24 protein-coding genes are annotated in these 23,771 nt (G+C 60.4%); 14 read left to right on the top strand and 10 right to left on the bottom strand.

The window, feature by feature from the left end; all coding sequences use genetic code 11:
- Nucleotides 1–7: 7 nt before the first annotated feature.
- The 9 genes from DXD24_RS05285 to DXD24_RS05250 all read left to right on the top strand — a co-directional run bounded on the left by DXD24_RS05285 (nucleotide 8) and on the right by DXD24_RS05250 (nucleotide 5,279).
- On the top strand, nucleotides 8–916 hold the full coding sequence (locus DXD24_RS05285; protein WP_117646345.1) for a DUF6273 domain-containing protein: 909 nt from the start codon (nucleotides 8–10) through the stop codon (nucleotides 914–916).
- Between the two features lie 104 nt (nucleotides 917–1,020).
- A complete protein-coding gene (locus tag DXD24_RS05280; protein WP_233502338.1) occupies nucleotides 1,021–1,491 on the top strand; it encodes a hypothetical protein in 471 nt (156 codons plus the stop codon).
- Nucleotides 1,469–1,663, top strand: coding sequence for a DUF6273 domain-containing protein (locus DXD24_RS10340; protein WP_370446240.1), 195 nt, complete (start codon nucleotides 1,469–1,471; stop codon nucleotides 1,661–1,663). Before DXD24_RS05280 ends, DXD24_RS10340 begins: the two co-directional genes overlap by 23 nt.
- A gap of 192 nt (nucleotides 1,664–1,855) precedes the next feature.
- The gene (locus DXD24_RS05275) at nucleotides 1,856–3,076 is read left to right on the top strand and encodes an RNA-directed DNA polymerase (protein ID WP_117646344.1); all 1,221 of its coding nucleotides are present in this window, start codon (nucleotides 1,856–1,858) and stop codon (nucleotides 3,074–3,076) included.
- A gap of 138 nt (nucleotides 3,077–3,214) precedes the next feature.
- The gene (locus DXD24_RS05270) at nucleotides 3,215–3,541 is read left to right on the top strand and encodes a hypothetical protein (RefSeq protein WP_117563910.1); all 327 of its coding nucleotides are present in this window, start codon (nucleotides 3,215–3,217) and stop codon (nucleotides 3,539–3,541) included.
- Nucleotides 3,541–3,723, top strand: coding sequence for an XkdX family protein (locus tag DXD24_RS05265; RefSeq protein WP_117563909.1), 183 nt, complete (start codon nucleotides 3,541–3,543; stop codon nucleotides 3,721–3,723). The genes DXD24_RS05270 and DXD24_RS05265 overlap by 1 nt, the downstream gene beginning before the upstream one ends.
- A 1-nt stretch (nucleotide 3,724) precedes the next feature.
- Nucleotides 3,725–4,036 carry a hypothetical protein gene (locus DXD24_RS05260; RefSeq protein WP_117563908.1) on the top strand — a complete coding sequence of 104 codons (312 nt, stop codon included), beginning with the start codon at nucleotides 3,725–3,727 and terminating at the stop codon, nucleotides 4,034–4,036.
- A 10-nt stretch (nucleotides 4,037–4,046) separates the two neighbouring features.
- A complete protein-coding gene (locus DXD24_RS05255) occupies nucleotides 4,047–4,322 on the top strand; it encodes a phage holin (protein WP_006235548.1) in 276 nt (91 codons plus the stop codon).
- A gap of 3 nt (nucleotides 4,323–4,325) precedes the next feature.
- Nucleotides 4,326–5,279 carry a hypothetical protein gene (locus tag DXD24_RS05250; protein WP_006235549.1) on the top strand — a complete coding sequence of 318 codons (954 nt, stop codon included), beginning with the start codon at nucleotides 4,326–4,328 and terminating at the stop codon, nucleotides 5,277–5,279.
- 415 nt (nucleotides 5,280–5,694) lie between these two features.
- Here the strand turns inward: DXD24_RS05250 and dinD are convergent, their stop codons facing one another.
- The 4 genes from dinD to DXD24_RS05230 all read right to left on the bottom strand — a co-directional run bounded on the left by dinD (nucleotide 5,695) and on the right by DXD24_RS05230 (nucleotide 10,257).
- Nucleotides 5,695–6,555, bottom strand: coding sequence for a DNA damage-inducible protein D (dinD, locus tag DXD24_RS05245; RefSeq protein WP_089572018.1), 861 nt, complete (start codon nucleotides 6,553–6,555; stop codon nucleotides 5,695–5,697).
- A gap of 161 nt (nucleotides 6,556–6,716) precedes the next feature.
- Nucleotides 6,717–8,243 (bottom strand): FAD-dependent oxidoreductase, encoded by a 1,527-nt coding sequence (locus DXD24_RS05240; RefSeq protein WP_117563907.1) that lies wholly within the window; start codon nucleotides 8,241–8,243, stop codon nucleotides 6,717–6,719.
- A 256-nt stretch (nucleotides 8,244–8,499) separates the two neighbouring features.
- Nucleotides 8,500–9,504, bottom strand: a complete 1,005-nt coding sequence (locus tag DXD24_RS05235; RefSeq protein WP_117563906.1) for a GGGtGRT protein — start codon at nucleotides 9,502–9,504, stop codon at nucleotides 8,500–8,502.
- Between the two features lie 18 nt (nucleotides 9,505–9,522).
- Nucleotides 9,523–10,257, bottom strand: coding sequence for an iron-sulfur cluster assembly scaffold protein (locus DXD24_RS05230; RefSeq protein ID WP_006235554.1), 735 nt, complete (start codon nucleotides 10,255–10,257; stop codon nucleotides 9,523–9,525).
- Nucleotides 10,258–10,660: 403 nt separating this feature from the next.
- On the opposite strand from DXD24_RS05230, the gene DXD24_RS05225 reads away from it, so the two are divergent.
- Nucleotides 10,661–11,461, top strand: coding sequence for a transposase (locus DXD24_RS05225; RefSeq protein WP_117563905.1), 801 nt, complete (start codon nucleotides 10,661–10,663; stop codon nucleotides 11,459–11,461).
- A 65-nt stretch (nucleotides 11,462–11,526) separates the two neighbouring features.
- Here the strand turns inward: DXD24_RS05225 and sufU are convergent, their stop codons facing one another.
- The 5 genes from sufU to sufC are packed head-to-tail and all read right to left on the bottom strand — an operon-like array spanning nucleotide 11,527 to nucleotide 16,772.
- Nucleotides 11,527–11,961, bottom strand: coding sequence for a Fe-S cluster assembly sulfur transfer protein SufU (gene sufU / locus DXD24_RS05220; protein WP_117563904.1), 435 nt, complete (start codon nucleotides 11,959–11,961; stop codon nucleotides 11,527–11,529).
- Nucleotides 11,954–13,279 carry an aminotransferase class V-fold PLP-dependent enzyme gene (locus DXD24_RS05215; RefSeq protein ID WP_199407881.1) on the bottom strand — a complete coding sequence of 442 codons (1,326 nt, stop codon included), beginning with the start codon at nucleotides 13,277–13,279 and terminating at the stop codon, nucleotides 11,954–11,956. Before DXD24_RS05215 ends, sufU begins: the two co-directional genes overlap by 8 nt.
- Entirely contained in the window at nucleotides 13,276–14,547 is a 1,272-nt protein-coding gene (locus tag DXD24_RS05210) for a SufD family Fe-S cluster assembly protein (RefSeq protein WP_117563903.1), read from the bottom strand. Before DXD24_RS05210 ends, DXD24_RS05215 begins: the two co-directional genes overlap by 4 nt.
- Nucleotides 14,547–15,959 (bottom strand): Fe-S cluster assembly protein SufB, encoded by a 1,413-nt coding sequence (sufB, locus tag DXD24_RS05205; RefSeq protein ID WP_055252286.1) that lies wholly within the window; start codon nucleotides 15,957–15,959, stop codon nucleotides 14,547–14,549. Before sufB ends, DXD24_RS05210 begins: the two co-directional genes overlap by 1 nt.
- 12 nt (nucleotides 15,960–15,971) lie before the next feature.
- On the bottom strand, nucleotides 15,972–16,772 hold the full coding sequence (gene sufC / locus DXD24_RS05200; RefSeq protein ID WP_117563902.1) for a Fe-S cluster assembly ATPase SufC: 801 nt from the start codon (nucleotides 16,770–16,772) through the stop codon (nucleotides 15,972–15,974).
- A gap of 224 nt (nucleotides 16,773–16,996) precedes the next feature.
- Between sufC and DXD24_RS05195 the strand changes: the two genes are divergently transcribed.
- The 3 genes from DXD24_RS05195 (at nucleotide 16,997) to DXD24_RS05185 (ending at nucleotide 21,370) form a co-directional block, all read left to right on the top strand.
- Nucleotides 16,997–17,428: an Rrf2 family transcriptional regulator gene (locus tag DXD24_RS05195; RefSeq protein ID WP_117563901.1), complete on the top strand. Its 432-nt coding sequence runs from the start codon at nucleotides 16,997–16,999 to the stop codon at nucleotides 17,426–17,428.
- 139 nt (nucleotides 17,429–17,567) lie between these two features.
- Nucleotides 17,568–19,370: a hypothetical protein gene (locus DXD24_RS10090; protein ID WP_158548913.1), complete on the top strand. Its 1,803-nt coding sequence runs from the start codon at nucleotides 17,568–17,570 to the stop codon at nucleotides 19,368–19,370.
- 41 nt (nucleotides 19,371–19,411) lie between these two features.
- Complete coding sequence (locus tag DXD24_RS05185; RefSeq protein WP_370446239.1) at nucleotides 19,412–21,370, top strand: AAA family ATPase; 1,959 nt, start codon at nucleotides 19,412–19,414, stop codon at nucleotides 21,368–21,370.
- Nucleotides 21,371–21,390: 20 nt separating this feature from the next.
- Here DXD24_RS05185 and DXD24_RS05180 read toward each other — a convergent pair whose 3' ends face one another.
- Nucleotides 21,391–22,410, bottom strand: a complete 1,020-nt coding sequence (locus DXD24_RS05180; RefSeq protein ID WP_117563898.1) for a glycosyltransferase — start codon at nucleotides 22,408–22,410, stop codon at nucleotides 21,391–21,393.
- A 256-nt stretch (nucleotides 22,411–22,666) separates the two neighbouring features.
- On the opposite strand from DXD24_RS05180, the gene DXD24_RS05175 reads away from it, so the two are divergent.
- Nucleotides 22,667–23,770 (top strand): glycosyltransferase, encoded by a 1,104-nt coding sequence (locus tag DXD24_RS05175; RefSeq protein WP_117646342.1) that lies wholly within the window; start codon nucleotides 22,667–22,669, stop codon nucleotides 23,768–23,770.
- Nucleotide 23,771 lies beyond the last annotated feature (1 nt).

The raw sequence follows: 23,771 nt of genomic DNA, 5'->3' as shown, positions 1-23,771 counted from the left end.
AGGATAAATGGCAAATGCAAAGACACTGGTCGTCGGCGGCCAGTCGCTCAACGTCATCGACGATACCGCGCGCAGCAACGCGCAGACGGCGCTCAACAACGCCGAGTACAACCGCCAGGGCCAAATCGGCAAGTACGGCGGGCAGAACATCGCCACCATCTTGGCGGGAGAGATCGGCAGCGGCAGCGTGTACGACGCGCTGCACAAGCGAGCGGCGGTCGGCAACTTCGCGGGCCTTCGCGTCGGGGACTACATCGACGTGCCCCTCGTGAGCGCATCCGCCGTCGCGGCCCAGCAGTCCGTGCGCTTCCTGCTGGCCCACATCGACCCGTATCTTTATTGCGGCGACAACAGCAAGGGCCACCACATCGCCTTCGTGGCCTCCGCGCCCATCGCCGTGGCCAAGACCGTGACCGGCGTTGCCAACGACAGCTTCCTGATGTGGAACACGACCAACACGAACCAGGGCACCGCCGACCAGAAATGCCCCTACCCCAACAGCAACCTCAAGGCGTGGGAGACGGCCTTCGAGGCGTGCCTGCCCGAGAGCCTGACCAAGTACCTGCTGACCCAGCGCGTCCTGCTTGAGGAGCGTTACAGCGCCAGCGGCGCGCTCAACGACTCCAACTCGTGGAGCTGGCAGGATATCGGCAAGGTGTTCTCGCTGTCCGAGATGGAGGTGTACGGCTGCCCGGTGTGGGGCACCAAGGGCTACAGCGTCGGCTTCGACTGCCAGTTCGACCTGTTCCGCGACACGGCGCACCGTCTCAACGGAAATCGGTGCGGTTGGTGGCTGCGTTCCGTCATGGGTGGCTCGTCGTCCTACGTGTGCTGCGTCTACAACGACGGCGATGCCGACTGCGCCTCCGCGACGTACGTCTGGGTTCGCCCCCGCCCCGGCTTCCTCGTCGGCTAGCCAGCCGAGTGCTCTATACTCTGCTTTTAGGCGACCGCCTTGCGCGGTCGCCTCTCGCCCGCGAAGCGGGCCGGTTTTTTCGCCAGTTTCCCCAGGAGGTGCACGTGAGCGGCGTCTACCAGCGAAACCGCGAGGTTTCAGAGTACAAGTTCTTCACGCAGGCCATCGCCATCCGCGTGGAGGTCAACAAGCTGATGGCCTCCTCCTCGGTGGTGCCCAAGGCGTACCGCCTGCTCAACGCGGTGCCGACCGTCGAGACGGCGCGCAGCATCGTGTACAACGTCAACCGCGCCGACTGCTTCTACCCAAACAGCTCGTTCAACGCGCTGGAGCGCAAGCGGTACCTGACGCTGGCCATAGCCGACTGCGAGCAGCTGATGCTCGACATGCAGTGTCTCATGGACATTGGGCTGCCCGTGAACGCGAACCGCTTCGAGCAGCTGGCGAACATGGTCGAGGAGGAGATAAGGCTGCTCAAGGGCGCGCGCAAGAACGTGCGCGTGACCGGGAAGAAATCGACCGAGGAGCGCATAGCGGAGGCCGAGGCCGAGCTTGAGCGCCTTCGTTCGCTATAATGGGCGGCGGTCGCGCCTTGTATATCGGTACAATTGGTGGCTGCGTTCCGTCATGGGTGGCTCGTCGTCCAACGTGTGCTACGTCAACAACAACGGCAATGCCAACTACAACTCCGCGACGAACGTCTGGGTTCGCCCCCGCCCCGGATTCCCTTATTGCCAGACCGAGTAGGCCCCAGAGCCGAAAGCAGAGCGCGGAGAGGAAGGAAGGCGCGACCGTCGGGCATGCGCCCGTAAATACGCACCCCGCGAGGGTGGCCGGACGCTGCTTGCATGGCGCGGCGCTCCGTGGCTTCGCCGCGTTTCATGGCCATACCTCAAGCGGCTGCCAGAGCCACACTGAGAGCCGTGCGGGGTGCCTTCTGTGAATTCCGAACAAAGGCGGGCGGCGCGCCGAAAGCGCCGCGAGGAGAAGCGCGCGAGGGCCAAGGCCGAGCGCGTGAAGGCGTGCACGCTTGAGTCCGTGGCCGACCTCAACAGCCTGTGCAGGGCGTCGAAGCAGGCTGCGCGCGGCGTGATGTGGAAGTCGTCGACGCAGCGGTACATGAAGGACTACCTGCGAAACGCCGTCAAGTCACGCCGCGACCTACTGGAGGGCCGCGACATATGCCGAGGCTTCATCCGCTTCGACCTGTGGGAGCGCGGCAAGCTGCGCCACATCAGCGCCGTGCACTTCCCAGAGCGAGTGATTCAGAAGTCGCTTTCTCAGAACGCCCTCGTACCCGCGATAGTCCCGACACTCATAACGGCCAACTCCGCCAACATCAAGGGGCGCGGCACCGACTACGCCCTGAAGCTGCTCAAGCGCCACCTGGCCGACCACTGGCGGCGGCACAGGCGCGAGGGATACATCCTTTTGGGCGACTTCTCAGATTACTTCGCCCGCATAGCCCACGCGCCCGTCAAGCGGCAAGTGGCCGACGCGCTGCTGGACCCGCGAGTGGTCGCCCTCGAGCACCGCCTGATAGACGTCCAGGGCGAGGTGGGCCTGGGTCTGGGCAGCGAGCCGAACCAGATATGCGCGGTGGCGCACCCCAACCGCATCGACCACTACGTGGTCGAGATGCTGCGCCCCGAGGCCTACGGGCGCTATATGGACGACTTCTACCTGATCCACGAGAGCAAGGAGTACCTGCAGGTGTGCCTGCTGCTGATAGGGCGCAAGTGCGCCGAGCTGGGCATAGAGCTGAACCCGCGCAAGACGCGCGTGGTGAAGCTGTCGCGCGGGTTCACGTGGCTGAAGAAGCGCATCTTCTACACGGAGACGGGCCGCATAGTCGTGAAGCCGTGCCGAGACTCCATAACGCGGGAGCGCCGCAAGCTCAAGAAGATGGCCCGCATGGTCGCCGATGGCATCATGACCCCCGAGCAGGTTGAGCGGAGCTACCAGAACTGGCGCGGCGGCATGAAGCGGCTGGACGCGCACCGCAGCGTGCGGGCCATGGACGCGCTGTACCGCAGCCTGTTCGAAAATCTCGCGCGGGAGGGGGGGGGGGGGCTCAATGCAGGCCAACCCGAGGGACGATTCAAGCGGAGGCAAGCCCTCGCAATAGCGGAGAACCGGCAACTCAAAGCAGCGGCCTAAGCGAAGCGGCCGCGAAATAACAGAAGCATCGAAGGCGTGCCGCGGCGCGCCTTCTTTCTTTGCGCCCATCGAAGCGGCCCGGCAATCTCACGGCGCCAATACGATGGCGACACATTCCCCGACAAGAGAGGAGTCCGCATGGACACTGAGGAAGACATGCCGCGCCCCAACGAGCTTCAAGACGGCACCATGGCCAAGGTCAACGCCCTGCGCGATCTGCTGTCGCAGATCGGCGACCCCGACGCGGCGCACGACGCGGGCGTTATCGACGATGACGAGTACGTTGAGCGGAAGGCGCGAAAGCTCGCCTACACCGCGGCCGTCGCCGCCTACGGAAAGGGTGAGGCCCCGGACGTGGACAAGCTGCTTGAGCAGATGCGCGAGAAGGTCGCCGAGCCCAGCCAAACCGAGACCAACACGGCAAACATCGACTACCTGATGATGACGGTCGGGGGTGAACAGTAATGGCGGTACGCGTCAAGGCTGCAACCACGGTGGCGCACTCGAAGAACTATGACAAGGTGAGGCGCTACTACGAGCGCGGCCTCTGGACCAAGGCCATGGTGCATCGAGCCGTGGACTGCAAGTGGATCACATGCGACGAATATGAGGAGATCGTCGGAGAAGAGTACGCGGAGGAGGTTTAGGGTGCCGGCGCTGAGCATCGGGGAGGCAACGTCGGTCCTCTCGGCCGCCGTTGTGATTGTCACGTTCTTCATCGGGCGCGTCTCCGTATCCAAAACATCGTCTGCCAAGGAGCAGCGGACCGAAGACAAGCTCGACAGCCTTTGCGGCGACACGAGCGAGATCAAGGACGGCGTCAAGGAGATCAACCGCAAGCTCGACGACCACGGCGAGCGCCTCACGAAAGTCGAGCAACAGGTCATCACCTTGTTCAACCGGCTCGACCGCGTCGAGAAGAATTACGACCTGCATCACGGTATCGGCGGGTCAGATTAGGAGCTGAAAAATGAAAATCAACTGGGCCCTTCGCTTCAAGAATAAGCAGACGCTCGCGGCATTGGCCGCCACCGTAATCAGCGCAGCCTATCAGGTGCTCGGAATCCTCGGAGTCGTGGCGCCTATCTCTCAGGGGTCGCTCATCCAGCTCGTCGGAATCATCCTGACCGTTCTCGCCGGCTTCGGCGTGATCGTCGATCCGACCACCAAGGGCGCGTCGGACTCGAAGCGTGCCATGTCGTACAGCGAGCCCCATGCCGCATATGACGCCAAGGCGGTTGAGTAGGCCATGGCCATCACACAGCGCGAGGCCTTCGCGCAGGTCATGGAACACCTCGTCTCCCATGATGGGGGCGGCGGTCACGGATACTCGCAGGCCAACCGCATGGGGGACGGAACGACCGAGACGATTTGTCTGTCCGACGGCACCACCGTCACTATTGCCGGTGGCGATCGCGACTGTTCCTCGGCCGTAGTGACCGCCCTCCGCGCGGTCGGCGTCAATACCTTCGGAGCCTCGTATACCGGAAACATGCGGGAGCAGCTGCTCAAGACGGGTCTTTTCGGCTGGCGTAAGATGGGCGTCAAGTCCGCCCAGCGTGGAGACATCTACCTCAACGAGAAGTGCCACACCGCCGTGTGCGTCTCTCCCTATGGATCAGCTCGCGGCGACCTCTTGGCCCAATTCTCCATTTCTGAAAAGGGGACCGTCACCGGCACCAAGGGCGACCAGACCGGGCGCGAGTCCAACATCAAGGCGTACTACAGCTACCCATGGGACGGCACGCTCTACTGGCTTGGCGACGGCAAGACACTGAATGGGTCAAATACGGAAGTCGCGGACAATACGGTCCCGAGCCTCGGAGACACGCGATATTTCGGCCCGAAGATGGCCAAGGAGCTGCAACGCCAGCTCGGCACGACTGCCGATGGCGTGATCTCCGGTCAATGGCCGGCGAATGAGCGATACCTTTGGGCATGCGACCGCGGCGTAATCGAGTACGTCAAGGGCGGGGTTGGCTCGAATGCCGTCCGCGCCCTGCAGGACAAGGTCGGATGCAAAGTCTATCCCGTGGTCGGCGGTGTTCAGGCGCGACAGATGGGTTCGGGAACGGTCTTCAAACACCAGCAGTGGCTTATCGCTCAAGGTATCTCGTGCGGATCATCGGGTGCGGACGGATACCAGGGCCGCGACACCAACGTCGCCATCGGCCAAGCGCTCGTCAAGCAACTCTATCGATAGGTGTGCATATGAATCCGTTTGATATCTGTTTTATTGTCGGCGCTGCTGCAGGACTGCTGACCGGTCTTCTCGGATGGGCAATCGTGCGCGTCGGCAGCCAAAAAGACTTTAGAAATTGATAGATGCAGCCCCTCCCCGGCATGAACTGACGGGGAGGGGCTTTATGCATTGCCGGGTATCCGTCAATATCCGTTCTGCAATGCAGTTTCAGTGCGGTGAGAGAGTGTGGAAACATAACTACCTGCGATTTTGCTGCTACAAGGCACTCCATAACATCACGTTCAAGACTCTTAATCCCAAGGTCCAGGGTTCGACCCCCTGACGGCCCACCAAAGATTGTTAAGACGGTCAACTTCGGTTGGCCGTCTTTTTTATTAACCTCGCATGAGGCTGAACCCGTAAGGGCACAGACGCTTTACAAGTCGAGCCTGCCCTGGGGGTCGGTGAATCCGTCTGTACCCTCCTTGAGCTTTTTCTCGTCTGCTTTCACGCGACGTTCGAGCTTCTTTGTATCTTCGGCAGGCGGTAGGTTCTCGGGTACAATTCCGCGGTCGATGAGGCTGCCACGCACGCTTGTGTTGTTCTCGACGTGCTCTTGCTTGATCTTGTCCAGACCGTACAGGTCGTGTTCCTCGGCGTTGAAGGCCGTCATCGAGTTCGTAAGGTCCTTTGCTTTGATGAGGACATCGGCTAACCTGTCCGCCAATGCCGCGCTCTTGGGTATGCCGAGCTGCTGCTTCATTTCCGCCGTGCTTCTGCCGCCGAATAACGCTTCATCGCCCTTCGACTTGATGATCGCGAATCCTTTGGAGTCCACGCCGCGTTTGAATGCAATACCCGAGAGCTGTTTCTCTGAATCGGATAGCGAGTGGCGCGCCTGTAAGCGCTGAATCTCTGCGAAGCGCTGCTCTATGAGCTCTTGGCGGCGCGTCTGCACGGCAAAGTATGCTTGGGCGAGTGCAATCTCTGGCTTGTTTGAATCTCCGTTCTGGGCGATTAAATAGCATGCATAGCGCGTAAGCTTGTAGTCTTTAACCGCACGAGCGGCGACACCGGCAGTTACCATTTTCGTGGTGTCACGAAAATGGGAATCAACTGGAGTTTTATTTGTTTCGCACGAGACTTTTGCCCTCTTAACAACTTCGGCGAAGTTCTCCCATCGAGTGTATCCCATGGGTTCCATTAAATCGCGTGCGAGCCAATACTCAACGCCGTCTTCCACATTGGCGTAGCTATCAAGTTTGACACGCCACTTCTCGATATCTCTACTGTCCATATCTCCTCCTCGCTGGTCTATTGTCTATGCAGGCTTTGCACGCTCTGTATTCGGAATAAGGATACGCTGCCGTGCGGACACGAATGGGCCCCGTGCCACTTCGAGCTCACGGGGCCCATAGATATCGATTAGTTGTGTTCTGCTTTAGATAGGTGTCCAGTTTAATTCGCTCGATAGTGCGAGCCCAGGCTTTCGGTTCGGTTGCGCATGGCTTTGACCATTTCCTGTGCTAGTTGAATCTGCGACTGTATGCGGGCGAGCGCAGCGATTTCGCTGTCGTTGGCATGCGGCTTATTTAGAGCTGTGGCATCATCTTGAATGTTTTCAAGCTCGTGTAGTGCCTCGGATAGGCCTGTTTCGGTCCTGTTGATCATGCAATAGGTGCTCATCGTGTGCCTTAGGCTGTGTGTCAGGCGTTCGGCATCTGTTGCGGCTATGCCGTACTGGGGGAGGGCGATATCCGCCTTCAGGGCTGTCTCGGGCTCTTTCTGTGCTGCTTGGGCTGCCGATGCGCCTGCGATGCGCCCGAACACGATGCCGTTGGCGCTTGACAAGCCACCAATGCGGTCGGCGCCGTGCATGCCGCCTGTCGCCTCGCCGCAAGCGTAGAGGCCCTCAACGCCCGTTTGCGCGGTCTTATCGATCTTGATGCCGCCGTTAGCGGCGTGGGCATACATCGCAACGCGCATCTCGTCAGTCGGGGCGATGCCGTGCTCGTCTTGCAGCCAGGTGGCAAAGGTCTGCACAAACTCTGGGACATCCTCGCGGGGAAAGTCGTAGTGGAGTGCCAGGCCTTCGACACCTGCCTGATCGATGACGAGATCGATGGCGCTGGAAGCCAGGCGCGAAGTGAAGGGACCGTATCCGGAGCGTTGCTCAAGCAGGTCGTCCAGCTTGTCGTCGGCAATATCTACCGGCTGGTCTACATGTACGTAGCGCCAGGTTTTCTCGTTGAAGACCAGGTTGCGCTTGGGCTCGATGAAACCGGGCATCATCTGCATGAACTCTATATTAGTAAGTGTTGCGCCGTGCGCCAGCGCGATGGCCTGCGAGGAGCTGAGCACATCAGCCGACGTAAGGCTGCGCTCGAACAGGCCGCCTGTGCCACCGGTTGCGATGATCGTGGCCTTGGCAGCAAAGGGCACGATTCGATTTTCGGTGAGGTCGTAGAGCACGGTTCCGGTTATTCTACCGTTCGTGTCCTCAACAAGGTCGATAAGCTCATAGCGGGGGAGCAGGCGAATGCCGAGTGACTCGATTCGGGTCGTCAGAGCGTCCTCAAGGGGCTTGCGGGTGAGGCCGCGCCACATGCGCGTCTTGTGGTCAAAGCAGGGGATAAACTGCTTTTGCTGGGCGCTCTCGGCATTTTGTGGGCGTTGAAGTTCAACACCCAGATCCCGTTCGAGCCATGTAATTGCCTGGGGAATGCCGCGGACAAACGTCTGGACAAGCTCGGGGTCGGCGACGCCGCCACCAACGGTCTGGATGGTGTCGATGAGGTCTTGTTCGTCGTCTTCGTTAACGGGTCCGATAAGCCCCAGGCCCCAGGTTCCGGGGAAGAAGCTCGATCCACTCATAGTCTTGCCGGCGCTTGCCACAGTGACGGTTGCACCCGTGCGTGCCGCTTCGATGGCGGCGCAAAGTCCCGCAATGCCAGATCCAATTACCAGTACATCAGTCGATTCCATCGGATTCCTTTCTCGTCCGGCGCATTGTCGCACGGGTGATCGGCAATGGGGCCGCAAAGACTCGGCAAATCGGTAAAGGGCACATATGGCAGGTGGGCGTCATGGGCGTTCTGATGCTCCATTTCATCACATCTCGTATATCGCCCCAACTGATATATTGGCGTTAGCCACCCTGCAGCAGCGCAAACAAAAAGAGCCGCTACCTCGAAAGGTAGCGGCTCCAAAGCTCAACTATATGAGCATCGCACGGGCGCGATTAGGCTTTGAGGGCCTCCTCGACGGCGACAGCGCAGGCGACGGTGGCACCGACCATGGGGTTGTTGCCCATGCCGATGAGACCCATCATGTCGACGTGCGCAGGCACGGAGGAAGAACCGGCGAACTGGGCGTCGGAGTGCATGCGGCCCATGGTGTCGGTCATGCCGTAAGAGGCAGGGCCGGCGCCCATGTTGTCCGGGTGCAGGGTACGGCCAGTGCCGCCACCAGAAGCGACGGAGAAGTACTTCTTGCCAGCCTCGAGGCGCTCCTTCTTGTAGGTGCCAGCGACGGGGTGCTGGAAGCGCGTGGGGTTGGTGGAGTTACCGGTGATCGAGATGTCGACGTTCTCGTGCCACATGATGGCAACGCCCTCGCGGACGTCGTCGGAGCCGTAGCAGTTAACGGCAGCGCGGGGACCATCGGAGTAAGGGATGGTCTCGACGACCTTGAGCTCGCCCGTGTAGTAGTCGAACTGGGTCTTCACGTAGGTGAAGCCGTTGATGCGGGCGATGATCTGGGCGGCGTCCTTGCCCAGACCGTTCAGGATAACGCGCAGCGGCTTCTTGCGAGCCTTGTTGGCGTTCAGAGCCAGGCCGATAGCACCCTCAGCGGCAGCGAAGGACTCGTGGCCGGCCAGGAAGGCGAAGCACTCGGTGTCGTCGGAGAGCAGCATAGCGCCCAGGTTGCCGTGGCCCAGACCGACCTTGCGGTCCTCGGCGACGGAGCCGGGAACGGTGAAGGCCTGGATGCCCTCGCCGATGATGGCGGCAGCCTCAGAAGCAGTCTTGGCGCCACGCTTGACAGCGAGAGCGCAGCCGAGGGTGTAGGCCCACTCGGCGTTCTGGAAGGCGATGGACTGGGTGTTGTTGACGATCTCACGCGGGTTGAAGCCCTTGTCGGTGCAGATCTGCAGAGCTTCCTCGAGGGAGGCGATGTCGTTGTCGGCGAGGCACTTGTTGATCTTGTCAGCGCGGCGCTCGTAACCTTCGAACGTAACAGTCATAGTTATTTCCCTCCCTTTCTACTCGTGAACCGGGAACACGCTGGCGACGGAGTGAGTCTCCTCGTCGGTGCGCGGGTCGATGTACTTGGCAGCGTTCTCCCACTGACCATAGTGGCCCATAGCGCCAGCGATGGCCTCCTCGGGGGTCTTGCCGGCCTTGACGGCGTCGGTGAACTTGCCGAGGTTCAGGAACTCGAAAGCGATGATCTCGTTCTTGTCGTTGAGAGCCATGCGGGTGACGTAGCCCTGAGCGAGCTCGAGGTAACGAGCGCCCTTGGCCTTGGTGCCGAACATGGTGCCGACCTGAGAGCGAAGGCCCTTGCCGAGGTCGTCGAGGGAGGCGCCCACGGGCAGGCCGCCCTCGGAGAACGCGGTCTGGCTGCGGCCGTAAACGATCTGCAGGAAGATCTCGCGCATAGCAACGTTGATGGCGTCGCAGACGAGGTCGGTGTTGAGGGCCTCGAGGATGGTCTTACCGGGAAGGATCTCGGAAGCCATGGCAGCAGAGTGGGTCATGCCCGAGCAGCCGATGGTCTCAACGAGGGCCTCCTCGATGATGCCGTCCTTGACGTTCAGCGTGAGCTTGCAGGCGCCCTGCTGAGGTGCGCACCAACCCACACCGTGCGTAAGACCGGAGATGTCGGAAATCTCCTTAGCCTGGACCCACTTGCCCTCCTCGGGGATGGGTGCGGGGCCGTGGTATGCACCCTTGGCAACGGGGCACATGTTCTCCACTTCCTGTGAGTACTGCATGCCTCTCCTCTCTATCGTGTTGGCGTCCCGTCTGGGGGTCGTGGCTGGCGATTGCCGGGCGACCCTTCGAAAGGGACATGACATGCAGCCCCTATAATACCGCGAAATGCACGGAATATTCGGCGAACGGCTCAGTTTTCGTAGCGAGAAGTCCGGAAGTTTTAATTGAAACGGTTTAACTATATGTTCTGTGGTCGCGAATTTCCGTAGAGGGGGTTCGTCTTGGGCAAGCTTTTGGTCAGCTCTTGTATGCGTTGCGGGGTCTGACCTGTTGCAACGGTGCCGTTCGCCGCCCGTTTACTGCCTTTGGCCGCGCGAGTGTATTGTTTTGCGTGAATGTTTTGATGGCACGCTTCAATCGTGCTGTATTGGATGGCAATCAGATCCCGGCGAAGGGAGCGCCATGCAGCGCGTTTGGAGAACGGTTACCGGCTTTTACCATGTCTGTGCCCGCGGTGTGGGCAAGCAGCTCATCTTTGAGGGCGATGAAGACCGGTGGGAGTTTTTGGAGCTGATGCGTGATTGCTGCCGCGAGGCGGGCGTGACGGTTGTAGCCTGGTGCCTTATGGGCAATCACGTGCATTTGGTGTTTGCAGATTACGAGGACGCGATGAGCGCGGCGATGCACCGGCTGCTTTTGACGTACGCGCGGCGGTTCAATAAACGCACGGGGCGCACGGGCCATCTGTTCCAGAACCGTTTTGACCGGCGCTCGCTCGATACCGACCGTTATCTGATGGCTGCCATTCGCTATGTTCACGCTAATCCGCAGGAGGCGGGTATCGCCCTGATCGAGCGTTATCCCTGGAGCAGCTTTGCCGAGTATCTTCGAGCGTATGACAACGATATGACGAGGGGATTTTCGGATCCTTCTTGTGTGCTTGAGCTCTTTGAGTCTGCCAAGGGGTTTCTGGATTATTCTCTGTCGATGCCCGATGGTTCCGATCCGGTGATTCACGATATGGATGAGACGGAGTGGGAGCGGCGTGCGTTTGCCGACAAGATGGCGAAGCGCCTGGGTGTGCCGCTCAACGAACTCAAGACCGTAGCGCCCTCGCGGCGAGACGGAATCATTTTCGCTCTGCACGATGGCGGCTACACGGTGCGCGAGATCGAACGGTATACGGGAATCAGCAAGAGTACCGTCTCTCGTATCGTGCGCGCTTATGCGCAGGTAAAGGCTCAGGCTGAGGGCTCGGAATAGAAAATGGCCGAACCACTCTTGTCAAGCGATTCGGCCAATAAAATTCTTAAGATTTGGGACAAATACTACTGATTATTTTGTCCCGTGAGCATGCCGTCGAGGGTGCGCCAGGCGAGCTCGGCGCATTTGACGCGGGCGGGCATGTGCGAGATGTCCTGGAGCTGGGCGGCTTCGTCCAGGTCTTCCAGGTCCTCCTCGGAGAGCTTCTCGCCGCGGATCATGGCGAGGAAGAGCTCTGCCAGGTGGCGAGCTTCCTCGACGGTCTCGCCGGTGATGAGGTCGGCCATGATGTCGGCACTGGCCTGGCTGATGGCGCAGCCGTGACCGGTAAAGGAGGCCTCCTCGATCACGTTGTTCTCGACACGCAGCTGCAAGGTGAGCTCGTCTCCGCAGCTAGGGTTGATGCCGTCGTGCTCGTGCGTGGGAGCATCCATCTCGTACTTATAGTCGGGGTGCGAGTTGTGCTCCATAAATGTGGTGGAGGTGTACAGATTACCCATTGAACGTGCTCCAAACGTGATGCAGGCCGGCGATGAACTTGTCGATGTCGGCCTTGTCGTTGTAGAAGGCTACGCTGGCGCGGCAGCAGGCAAGGTTCTCGACGCCCAGCCAGGTGAGCAGCGGCTGCGCGCAGTGGTGACCGGCGCGGATGCAGACGCCGTCCATGTCCATGATGCTCGCGACATCGTGCGGGTGGATGCCCTTGACATTAAAGCTCACGACGCCGTGGTGGTTATCCCAATAGATTGAGCCGATGATCTGGACAAAGTCGAGCTGCATGAGCTCGCCCATCAGGTAGTGGACGAGTGCCTGCTCGCGTGCCTGGATGTTTTCGTAGCCCACCGTGTTGACGAGGTAGTCGAGGGCGGCGCCTGTGGCGAAGATGCCGGCGGCGTCCTGCGTGCCGGCCTCGAACTTCTCGGGGACGGGAGCCCAGACGGCGTCCTGCTCAGTAACCGAGTCGATCATCTCACCGCCGGTAAGCATGGGCGGCATGGCGTTGAGCAGATCCATCTTGCCCCACAGCACGCCGATGCCCATGGGGCCCATGGCCTTGTGCGCGCTAAAGGCAAAGAAGTCGGCGCCCAGATCGGCCACATTGACTGGCATGTGCGGCAGCGACTGTGCGCCGTCGACGACCAGATAGCCGCCGTACTTGTGCACGAGCTTGCCGAGGTTCTTGACCGGATTCTCGACGCCCAGGACGTTAGAGACCTGACCCACGGCCAGGATCTTGGTCTTGGGGCCCACCTTGGCCAGAACCTCCTCGGTCGTGAGCTGGCCGGTCTTGGTGGGGTAGAGGTAGACGAGCTTGGCACCGGTCTCGCGGCAGACCTGCTGCCACGGAATCAGGTTGGAGTGGTGCTCCATGATGGTGATGACGACCTCGTCGCCCGGCTCGAGGACTGTGGGTGCAAAGCTCTTGGCGACCAGGTTGAGCGACTCGCTCGTGTTGCGGGTGAAGACGACTTCGTTGGCCTGGGGGGCGCCGATGAGGTCGGCGATCTGTTGGCGGACCTTCGCGATGGCGTCGGTGGCCTCGACGGACAGCGAGTACAGGCCGCGCAGGGGGTTGGCGTTCATGCGCTGGTAGAAATCGCGCTCGGCGTCGAGCACGCAGGCGGGACGCTGCGCGGTGGCGGCACTATCGAGGAAGGCGATCTCGGGATGCTGCTGGAACAGCGGGAACTGTGCCTTGTAGGGGTTGGTCTCGATGTCTACGGTAGGCCAGCCGCGCGAGGCCTCGTCGCTGGCGTCGAGCTCCATGGGCTCGGGGGCGGTACAGGTGTCGCATTTAACGTGCTCGGTGTCGATCATGCGAGCTCCTCTTCAAAGTTGTCGATCAGGTTGTTGCCCAAGCGGACGACGGCGGCGCGGGTACGCTCGTCGGTGGCGGAAAGCGCGGCGTCTTCCAGCTTGGCGCGGATGAACAGGTCCTCGGCGGCGTTTTGGTCAAGGCCGCGGCAGGCGAGGTAGAACAGCTGCTCGTCGCGGACGTGACCGATGGTGGCGCCGTGGTTGCCGGCGACGTCGTCCTCGTCGCAGAGGATGACGGGGACGGTCTTGTTGTCGACGCCCTTGTTGGCCAAAAGCACCGTCTCGCGCTCGGTGCCGGTTGCACCCTTGCAGCCGTGCACGAGGTCGATGGTGCCGCGGTAGACCTTCTTGGACGTGCCGGTCAGCACGCCGTTGGCGTCGATCTCGCACTCGGTCTTGCGACCGCGGTGGCGCAGCTCGTAGTTAAAGTCGCGCACCTGCTCGCAGGCGCCCAGGTAATCGGTATCGATGGTGACCTTGGCGGTATCGCCCAGCAGGTCGCCGGCAAGGCCGGTGGCGCTGGCGCCGGCGCCCAGGACAGTGTGCTGCACGTTGACGCGCGCGCCCTCGTCTAGGAACAGGCCGGTGTCGTCGAGTGCGATCCAGCTGTCGTCGAGTGTCTGCGTGCAGGTCACGTTGACGGTGGCGTACTCGTGGGCGCACACACGCAGCACGGAGCCCACGACGCCCTCGCCGGCAACGGGGGAGTCCAGGGCTAGGGCGAGGTCGAGCGTTGCCTGCGGGCGGGCGACGACGTCGATGGCGGCAATCGCAGCCGCTGCGTCGACGCCACTCACGCGCACGGTAACGGCGGCGTGCTGGTAGGCGGGAACATCGATGACGATGCGCTTGGTGGCGTGCTCGGTCAGATACGCATAGGCGGCCTCGCCCATGCCGGTCTCGAAGGCCTCGGCAGGGGAGAGCTCCTCCTCGAGCTTGATGGCGCCGGCCTGGTAAACAGAGGTGGCGGGCACGTCGAGCTCGGTCTCGGGCGTGATGCGGGCACGGTCGGCAGCGTCGCCGGGGGCGGAGGCGCGGCGCTCGGGGAAGCGCTCGGCCATGGCGTCCATGGCGGCGTCGAAGGCGTCGGCCGAGCCGGCAAGCTGCTCGTCCAAGCCCTCGACCTCAACGGCCTCGGCGGGGGCGGCGGCAAGTTCGTCCGAAAGCTCGAGCTTGGTCTGGTTCATCTTGAGCCAGCCCCAAGTTGCGGCCGGCATCGCATTAACCTGCTCGAGCGTGGTCGCAGCGGTGTTCGTGGTCTGTTTCATTATCCGATCGCTCCTTCCATCTCGAGCTTGATCAGGTTGTTCATCTCGACGGCGTACTCAAGCGGCAGCTCCTTGGAGACCGGGTTGGCAAAGCCGTTGACGATCATGGTGCGGGCCTCTTCCTCCGAGATACCGCGGCTCATCAGGTAGAACACCTTGTCGTCGCCGATGCGGCCGATGGTGGCCTCGTGGCCGATGTCGACGTTCTTGGCGCGGATGTCCATAGCGGGGATGGTATCGGAGCGGCTCTGGTCGTCGAGCATCAGCGACTGGCAGCTCACGGTTGCCTTGGAACCCTCGGCCTTGGGTGTCGCCACAATAGAGCTGCGGAACGTCTGGATGCCGCCGCTCTTGGAGATGCCCTTGGTCTCGACGGTCGCCGAGGTCTCGGGGGCGTTGAGCACGACCTTGCAGCCGGTGTCGAGATTCTGCCCGGCGCCGGCAAAGGTGATGCCGGTAAAGCTCGAGCGAGCGCGGCGGCCGTTGAGCACGCTCATGGGGTAGAGGTAGCCCACGTGGCTGCCGAAGGAGCCACTGATCCACTCGATGTCGCCGTCCTCGTCCACGCGCGCACGCTTGGTGTTGAGGTTGTACATGTTCTTGGACCAGTTCTCGATAGTTGAGTAGCGCAGGTGCGCACGCTTGCCCACAAAGAGCTCGACGGCGCCGGCGTGGAGGTTGGCCACGTTGTACTTGGGCGCGGAGCAACCCTCGATAAAGTGCAGGTCGGCATCGTCCTCGACGATGATGAGCGTGTGCTCAAACTGGCCGGCGCCCTTGGCGTTAAGGCGGAAGTAGCTCTGCAGCGGGAAGTCGAGCTTGGTGCCCTTGGGCACGTAGACAAACGAGCCGCCCGACCATACGGCGCCGTGCAGGGCCGCAAACTTGTGGTCGGTGGGCGGGATGAGCGTCATAAACTTCTCGTGGATGAGCGGCTCCCACTGCGGGTCGTGCAGGGCCTCCTCGATGCCGGAGTAGACGATGCCCATCTTGGACGCCGTATCCTGCATGTTGTGGTAGACGAGCTCGGAGTCGTACTGCGCGCCGACGCCCGCCAGGTAGCTGCGCTCGGCGTCGGGGATGCCCAAGCGCTCAAAGGTGTTCTTGATGTCGTCGGGCACCGACTCCCAGTCGTGCTTTTGGTCGGTGTTGGGCTTGACGTAGGTGACGATGTTGTCCATGTCCAGGCCCTCGATGGAGGGGCCCCACGTCGGGTCAGGGAAGCGGTTGAAGATCTCGAGGGACTTGAGGCGCAGGTCGAGCATCCACTGCGGCTCGTCCTTCTTGGCGCTGATCTCGCGCACGATGTCGGGCGTGATGCCGGCGTCGAGGCGCTCGAATCCCTCCTCGCCATAGGTGAAGTCGTAGAGGCTGCGGTCGATGTCCGCGACCTCGGTGCGGTTCTTGGTCATTGCGTCGCCCCTTTACGCCTGCTGCCCGGCAGCGGCGGCTTCGGCCTGGGCGCGCTGCTCGGCGGCCTCGCGCTCGAAGGTCTCAAAGCCGTTCTTGTCGATCCAGGGGATGAGCGAGGCGTCGTCCTCGCGCACGATATGACCCTTGACCATAACGTGGACGCGGTCGACATCCAAGTGCTCCAGGATGCGCGTGTTGTGCGTGATGATGAGCATGGAGCCGTCGCAGCTCTTGCGGTAGGCGTCCATGCCGTGGCTGACGGTGGAAAGCGCGTCGACGTCCAGGCCTGAGTCGGTCTCGTCGAGGATGGCGAGCTTGGGCTGCAGCAGCAGAAGCTGGAGCATCTCGACCTTCTTCTTCTCGCCGCCCGAGAAGCCCACGCCCAGCTCGCGGTTGAGATAGGCGGTATCCATGTTGAGCTCGGCCGCGAGCTCCTTGACGCGGCGGCGGAACTCCTTGCCCTTCATCTCCAGACCGGGGCGGCCGGCGATGCTGGCGCGCAAAAAGCTCGACAGCGGCACGCCCGGGATCTCGACCGGGGCCTGAAAGCTCAGGAACAGGCCGGCACGCGAGCGCTTGTCGGTGGTGAGCCCGGTGATGTACTGGCCGTCAAAGATGATGCGGCCGTCGTTGACGGTGTAGACGGGGTCGCCCATGACCAGGTGACCAAGGGTGGACTTACCCGCGCCGTTGGGGCCCATCAGCACGTGGGTCTCGCCGGCGGCGACGTTGAGGTTGACGTTGTGGAGGATGGTCTTCTCGTCCACGGAGGCAGTCAGACCTTCGATGGAAAGCAGCGGATTTGCGCTCATGCTGTCCCTCTCTGTATATGGTGTACTCATAGGTGTACTAAACCCTAGGAATCTTCTCGGAATAAAGTTACTATGGGTTCGGCGTTAGTCAAGGGAAAACCCGACTAATCCACTCGACTTTTCAAATTCTGGGACAAAATAACCTGTTGTGTTTGTCCCACTTACTTAAGATTTGGGACAAACAAACCTGGTTATGTTGTCCCAGATGCGATGGGAGGGTAGGTATGCTCATTTCTTCTAAGGGCCGCTATGCCCTCCGACTGATGATCTATATCGCAGCGCTGGGCGACGCCGAGGGCAAGATCGCTTTGCGCGAGGTCGCCGACCGCGAGCGTATCTCGCAAAAGTATCTGGAGCAGCTGGTTCGTCCGCTCATGAAGGCGGGCCTACTTAAGAGCGTGCGCGGCAAGGGCGGCGGCTACATGATGGCCAAGGACCCGGCCGAGGTGCGTGCCGGCGACATCCTGCGCGCCGTCGAGGGCAGCACGGCTCCGGTGGCGTGCGATGGCATCGACAACAGCTGCGCTCGCAGCGATCTCTGCTCGACCGTCAAATTCTGGCGCGGTCTGGACGACGTGATCGAAAAGTACGTCGACGGCGTGTCGTTGGCCGACCTTGCCGCCGTCCCAGAGATCAACTTTGACATTAAGCTGTAGGTTGAGCGCAATTCCTTAAGATTTCGCGGAGGGTTGTTGCCGTTTACCGAGGGGTTGTTGTGCAACAACGGGCGAGCTGCAATACTTATTTCTATCTTTGCAAACTGCACTTTAACTACACCAATGCAGGGAGGATCTTATGCAGCCCAAGCATTCTGCGATTGTCGCGGGCCTGACGCTGGCGCTTTCGTTTGGCGCCGTTTCCGTGCCGGCACCCGCCGCTGCCGAGGAGCCCACGCCGGGCGTTGCCTCGGATGCCACCGATATCGATAAGGGTCTCTACACCCAGCAGTCCTTCTCGGGCGTGCTGAGGTCGGTCCAGGGCGTTTCGTTTGTTAACGTGACCCCCGAGATGAAGTACTTTACCAAGTACGAGAGCCATGGCAACTATAACCAGGGCTTTTCGTATGGCGACGGCTATAACGCGCTGGGTTATTACCAGTTCGACCGTCGTTGGTCGCTCATTCCGTTTATGAAGCAGGTCTACAACTACAATCCCGAGAAATACAGCATGCTCAAGGATGCGATTGATCGCGGCAGCGAGATTTCTAACACGAGCAATGCCATGTACGAGAACGCCCAGCTCACTGAGCTGGGCCGTATTGCGCAGGAGGCCTTCCAGGGCGCTTATAACACCGACCCTGCTGAGTTTTCGGCTCTGCAAGATGCCTATGCGTACAACTCGTACTATGCGGTGACCGAGGCGTGGCTCAAGAGCGGCCTAGGTATTGATATTTCGGGCCGTGCCGATTGCGTTAAGGGCATGGTGTGGAGCATTACCAACATGTGCGGCACCGGTGGCTGCAGGGACTTCTTCCGTTGGGCGAATCTCTCCAACGATATGTCCGACCGCGAGTTTGTGACGGCGCTCTTCAATAGCGTGGTCGATAACGTTGCCACCAAGTTTTCGAGCCAGCCCCAGTATCATGAGGGCTGGAAGAACCGCTACCGCAACGAGCTGAAGGACTGCTTGGTTTATATCGCCGAGGACGAGGCCGCTGCCGCTGCGACGCCCGTGCAGCCCGAGCCTACGCCGGCGCCTGATTCGAATGACGACTCGCGTGACGATGCTAACGATGACAGGATGGATGCGCCCTCGACCGATGCTGACGGTGATGGCTCTGCTGGTGGCACTACCAACGACGGCTCCACCTCGAACGGCTCCGTTTCGAACGGCTCTGCTGCGGGCGATTCGTCTTCAAGCTCTGCAGGCAATACGGACAGCGACGCTTCTGGTTCGACCGGTGCTGGCACCTCTAACTCATCCACCGGCTCGAGCGATTCGTCCGTTGGCACCGGCTCTAACAACGGCTCCGGCTCTGACGCAACCCCTGGTTCCGATGCTTCCAAGGATGACTCGAATAAGGCGCCGGACGTTCCCGTTGCTTCGCCGGACAAGAAGCCTTCTTTCTCCGAGCAGCTTGGTTCTACGCTGGGCTCTTCGCTGATGGCTGGCGTCAATAACGGCTCGACCCAGAACAAGGGCAACTCTGATCAGGTTTCCACGGAAAAGATCGAAGCCGCAAAGGGCGACTCCAAGGACAAGGCTTCCGAGAAGACCGAATCCGATAAGGGTTCTAGCTCTGAGGAGAAGAGCGACAAGTCCGAACAGAAGAAGGACGAGGATAAGAAGTCTGAATCTGAGGAGAAGGACAAGAGCAAGGCCGAGGGCGAAAAGAAACAGTCCGAAGACGACGACAAGAGCGGTGCTGACAACCAGGTCCAAGAGCAAAATGACTCCAAAACGGTGACCACCACGACCACGACGACTACAACTACCAAGTCCTCGGGCGGCAACATGCCCAAGACGGGCGACTTGATTGTGATGGCGAGCCTTGCCAGTGCAAGCTTGGCCACACTGGGCGCTACGTCTATCGTAAGTGGTAAGCATAAGCTCGATCAGCAGAAGAAGGCTTCTGGGGAGGACGGCTTGGAGGAGTAATCTTCCAAATCGTTTTCTATAAGAGTTTGGGACGGGGTCCGGTGCGGCGGCATCGGGCCCCTTTTTTGTTGTGCAACGATTTGTTATGCCCCCTCGGGGGTCTGTTGCTACCGCTGCCCGAAACGTTTGCATGTCGATATTGTTGCGCTCTACCCGCTCGCTACAATGGACATCGTGCTGCGTTAGAAGGAGAGTTTACGGTGTCTGAACAGGTGAATTGTGGTTTTACTCATGCGTTCGGTGCACGGTTGCTCAATCATGCGGATAGCGCAGCTCTACCGGTTGATGCATACGACTTTTCCGATGCAATCAATCGGTGTTTGCTCGTCGATAAGACTATGTTTATTGCCGATATATTGGACAGTGAAGCACCTGTTGCGCTTTGCTGTCGGCCCAAGGGTTTTGGCAAGAGCATGAATCTATCGATGCTCAAGTGCTATTTGGAACGACCTGATCACCGGCTGCCGGATCGAAGCCTGTTCGCTGGTACCCAGATTTGGCAGGCGGGCGGCGGTCGCTATCGTGATGAGTACGCGAGTTATCCGGTCATCATGCTCGACTTTACAGCTGCCGCTTCGAGGCATGGCGCTGGTGCTGCGGCAGCAATTCGCGGAGCTGTCGTGCGCGAGTGCGCCAGATTGCTGCCGCTGCTTGCCGCGCCTGATCTGTCAAGACGTGAGGTTCGTCTTATCGAGAGGGTGGCGCGTGGGGTGGCCAGCGATAGGGAGATCGATGCGGCGCTTGGCGTGCTTATTAAACTGCTCCAGGTAGCTTTCGATGAACATGTTGTTCTTCTGATAGACGACTACGACGTGGTATGTCCAAAGCGTTTGGGCGCTAAGGACGACGGTAGCGTGGATTCCCTAGAGTCGCTCAGCCGAATGTTGTTCGACACCATTGCCGACGCCGGCGACTCGTTGCGATTGACGTGTCTTATGGGCGAGCGCCCCGGTCCTGCCGAGTTCGCGTTGTCCCAACGTGGGGTTTCCTATCGGTCGGCGACACCGCTGTCGAGCTGGTGTGATCGATGGTTCGGTTTTTCGGACGACGAAGTCCAGGTGCTGTTGGATCGCATCGGTCGCAACGGCTGTCTGGATGACGCGCGTGAGTGGCTCGAGGGCTATCTGTTTGGTGGTTTTTATTGCTCGATCCCGGAGCGCGTGGTGGACTACGCACATCGCGGTTGCGTCGCGCCCGTTCGGGCAGATCTGTATGGTTACGCCGACCGTCTGAGCGCATGCGTCGGCGACTGGAATCTCATGCGCCTGTCCGCATTGTTCGATTTGCTTGAGCCGCATGGGTTTATTGAGGCGCCAGTGCATGTGCATGCCGAGGAGGCCGATGCTGCCAAGCCCGAAGATATCTGGACAGCGCTGTATCTGTCTGGATTTCTTACGACGGACATGACGGGGCATTCGGAGGACGGCGCGTGCCTTCGTTCCCTGCGTCTGCCTAACAACGAAGTGCGTCAGGCGCTCCGTCTTGTAATTCTGGAATGGTTTGAGTGCGCCGTTGAGGACGTTGGAGTTATCGACTCGTTCCATGACGGGCTGTGTCGAGGAGACGAGGACACTGTAAAGCAAGCTTTGAGCTGTGCTATCGGCGATCTGGGCATCGATGTGGGCCAATCAGATATGCCGACAGCCTATCATCTGGCGCTTCAGGGGCTCTGCTTTGGACTGCCCGGCTATTGCAATCCCAGCTCCAAGCGAAGTGGCGTCTCGGATCGCTGGGATATCCAGGTGATTCCCACCGGTCGGGTGTTTGACGTGGCCGACACGCTCGGCATGCTGGACGAGCGCCCGCTGATAACGATCAACATGATGTACGACCCTGGCGTCGATGCCCTGGGCCTGGAACTGTTGGCGGTTCAGGCGCTGCTCGAAATCGAGCGCAACGGCATCGATGATATTCGCGTGCCACGCCCTGCCGTCGGGCGTATGCGCTGGGGCTTTGGCTTTGACGGGCAGCGCGTGTCCGTGGTGTGCCAGCGGTTATAGGGGATGGCGAAAGCCCTTTGCTACTCGGCGTCCTTCAGGGGCGGCATGGGCTTCCAGTTGGGGTCCTTGATGATCTTGCGGGCGTCCTTCATGCCACGGCGCAGCGCCGGAATACCGGTCTTAAAGCACTTGTCAACGGCGGCCAGACGAATGAACTCCTTGCAGAAGGTCGCGGCGTTGCCCAGACGGAACAGCATGGGGTGATAGTCGCCATAGATCTGCATGTAGCGGGCCAGATAGCCGCGGTTGCGCATGATGTAATAGCGGTTGGTGTCGCTCGTGGAGTTGAGTTGGCGCTTACCGGCGATGTCCCAGTTGGAGACGGCGCGGGCGCGCTTGAGCACCACGTCGGCAACCACGGCGGCGGGGAAGTGCTGGCTGGCCACGTAGCCGTAGCAGGCATCGTCGCCGTAGATAAAGAAGCGTGCGTCGGGCAGGCCAATCTTGTTGACCACGCGGCGCGAGAACATGCCGCCCTCAAAGCACAGTTGGTTCATGGTGCGGTAGCCCTCGGGTCCCAAGTCCCACTTGGCGACAGGGTTGGGAATGCCGAGCGAAAGGATGAGTTGGTATTGCCAAAAGAAGGCGCCGCCGTCAAAGTCCAGGCGCGAACCCTGGATGACATCGTAGCGGTCGGTCCACTTGGCAAGACGCTCGATGCCTTCGGGGATGACGAGCACGTCGTCGTCCATCACCCAGAACCACTGGGCCCCCAGATCGTAGGCGCATTTAGTGCCAGCGGAGAAGCCGCCCGCACCGCCGCCGTTTTCGAGCTGCGGGGCGTAGATGACACGGTCGGTGCCGCCCTGCGCGTCGGGCTGCTCGGTGTCGATACCCCACAGGTTGGCCAGACGCTCGTTAAATGCGGCGCACATGGCCTCGGTCTCGCGCGAATTCTCGTTATCGACAATCACGATGCGCCAGGGCGTTGCCGTGAGCTCGGTCATGGAGTCGAACAAGTTGGCCAGGAGTTCCTGGCGCTTGTACGTAACGACGACGATGGCGAGCTTATCGATGGGAGCGGGAAGGGTTGAAGGCATGGGGCAATATATCCTTTCACGCGCGGCGCGCATGCGCTGCGCGGAAGCTATCGAATACGTCCTTGGGACTGTCCTATTGTAAAGGCTCGGCGCACCTTGACGGCAAGCTTTGAATAAAACGCAGGAACCTGCCATGGGCCCGCCGCATGATGTGGGGCTGCTTTGCCCGCAAGAGGCTCCATAGATTATATAAACGCCCGCTGGCGCGCTGACCCTTTGATACCATGAAACGACAGGTATTTCCTAAGGAGCACATTTGTCTACTAACGTCTCTGGCAGCCCTGTTCTGTCGCTGCTTATTCCCATTTACAATGTTCAGCGCTACCTGCGCGAGTGTCTCGATTCCGCCCTGGCACAGACGCTCAAGGATATTGAGATCATCTGCATTAACGACGGGTCGACCGACAACTCGCCGGCGATTATTCGCGAGTATATGGAGCGCGATAGGCGCGTCAAGATGATCGACAAGGCCAACAGCGGCTACGGCGACTCGATGAACCACGGTCTGGAGATGGCGCGTGGCAAGTACGTTGGCATCTTGGAGTCCGATGACTTTATGGCGTCCGACGCACTCGAAAAGCTTGTCTCGGCCGCCGATAGCAATAATGCCGACTTTGCGAAGGCGAACTTTGATTTCTACTGGTCTAAGTCCGAGGAACGCCGTTCGCTGCACGAGATGTTTAGACCTCAGGATTGTGGCAAGCCAGTGCATCCGAGCGATACGACGCAGTTCTTTAAGCAAAAGCCATCGATTTGGTCGGCCGTGTACCGTCGCGATTTTCTTGAGCGCAACGGCATTACGTTCCTGCCGACTCCGGGGGCATCCTTTCAGGACACGTCATTCGCCTTTAAGGTGATCGCGTGCGCCGATAAGGCTGTTTACCTGCACGATGCCGTGCTGTCGTATCGCCAGGACAACGAGAATTCCTCGGTCAATTCTTCGGCTAAGGTCTTTTGCGTCAATACCGAGTATGCCGAGATCGAGCGTTGGATTCGACAGGATTATGCCCGTGACCACGCAAGTGATGACGTCGCGCGCATGCTCAAGTTCAATCAGCTCATTAAGTACGATTCGTATATGTGGAACTACGTGCGCTTGGCGCCTAAGTTCTATAAGGAGTTCCTGGTTCAGATGGCCAAGGAGTTCCAAGCGGCCTTGGACGCGGGGGAGTTTTCGCTTGACGACCTCAAGCCGTGGAAGCGCGCAAATCTCGCTGCCATCCTCAAAGATCCTGAGGGCTGGGTTGACGAGCATCCGAGTTTTGCGACGGATGGTGCCTTGGGGCGTGCTAAGTATTACGCCTCGGTTGGAGGCCCAGGCGTGGTTGCTGCCTTCCTCATCGAATCGCTGAGGGGGTAGG

The sequence above is a fragment of the Collinsella sp. TF12-2AT genome (genome assembly GCF_003436735.1).
Classification (GTDB): domain Bacteria; phylum Actinomycetota; class Coriobacteriia; order Coriobacteriales; family Coriobacteriaceae; genus Collinsella.
The sequence above is the reverse complement of the archived record's forward strand: the minus strand, read 5'-3'. Positions and strand labels throughout refer to the sequence as shown.